Source organism: Propionivibrio pelophilus DSM 12018, from assembly GCF_059569095.1.
This window is the reverse complement of the sequence record NZ_JCANUT010000144.1, coordinates 1-1,138: the sequence shown is the minus strand read 5'-3', so window position 1 is coordinate 1,138 and position 1,138 is coordinate 1. Positions and strand designations below refer to the sequence as shown.

Below are 1,138 nucleotides of genomic sequence, written 5' to 3'. Positions count from 1 at the left end.
CTATCTGTCGCCGGCACAATTCACCCAGCAATACCATGCAAAACAGATAGCCGCTTAACCCGTTGGACTCTACGGTTGACGACCTACCTCATAACTATTGAAGTCGTCTCTGATGTCGTTTGCCCTTGGTGCTTTGTTGGCCTTCGCCGGCTTGAACGGGCAATCGCCCTCGTTTTGGAAAGCTATCCAGATTTCCAGTACAACGTGCAATGGAGACCGTTCTTTCTCAATCCCGATACTCCTTCGGAGGGAGAGTCGTACTTGCCATTCCTGATTCAAAAGTTCGGTGGTCGAGAACGGGTCGAAGGGATATGGCAGCGTATACGTGAAGTCGGTATCACTCTGGGAATCGACTACCAGTTTGAGAAAATCCAGATTCGCGCCAATACACTCATGGCACATCGCCTCATTCACTGGGCACAACGACGAGGAGATGCCTCTAAATTGGTGGAGCGACTATTCGAAGCACATTTCGAGCAGGGCGAAAACGTGAGTGACCGAATGGTCCTTGCGAATGTAGCCACAGCGTGCGGCTACGATCAGGCCGAGGTGCTCAAATATCTTGATTCTGACGAGGATGTTTCCCTGATTTGGGATATGGAACATGAAGCGAGGACATGGGGTGTGAACTCGGTGCCAACCTTCATCTTTGACCGCAAGTCCAGCATCCAAGGCGCCGAGGATCCGTCGGTACTGGTCAACGAAATCAAACGAGTACTTGTTTCAAGTAAAAACGAGGCATGACCAGAAATTCACCAGTTTTATTGGGGGGCTTTGTGAATTTCCCCGTCCCGTCTTTTGTAGGAAGAATTGATCGTCTGCTTAGGCGAAAGCCGCTGTAACGATGCTGCAATAATCGCCGTGTAGTCTCGCTTTGTAACCAACGACAAGGAGCAAAAGAGTGGATTTGGAAGAGTACTTTGAACCGGAGTATGACGAAGAGTTTGACGACGATATTTGAGCAGATCTGTCTATGAAAAGGGAGCCATCAAGAGTGGCTTTTTTTTCGCCCAACAAAGATCATTTACCGATATTCGTGCTCACGGTGTTTTTGAGCCAGCACTTGGCCACGATCACGGGCCTGTGCCTAGACTCTTTCGGATGGGATGCCATTCCTTTATAAGCGTCCCTCCAAACG

1 protein-coding gene is annotated in these 1,138 nt (G+C 49.5%); it reads left to right on the top strand.

The genetic code is table 11. The annotated features are described in order from the left end of the window. A partial coding sequence (locus BO74_RS21115) for a DsbA family oxidoreductase (RefSeq protein ID WP_496445376.1) occupies positions 1–744 on the top strand: 744 nt, incomplete at its 5' end. Between the last annotated feature and the right edge of the window lie 394 nt (positions 745–1,138).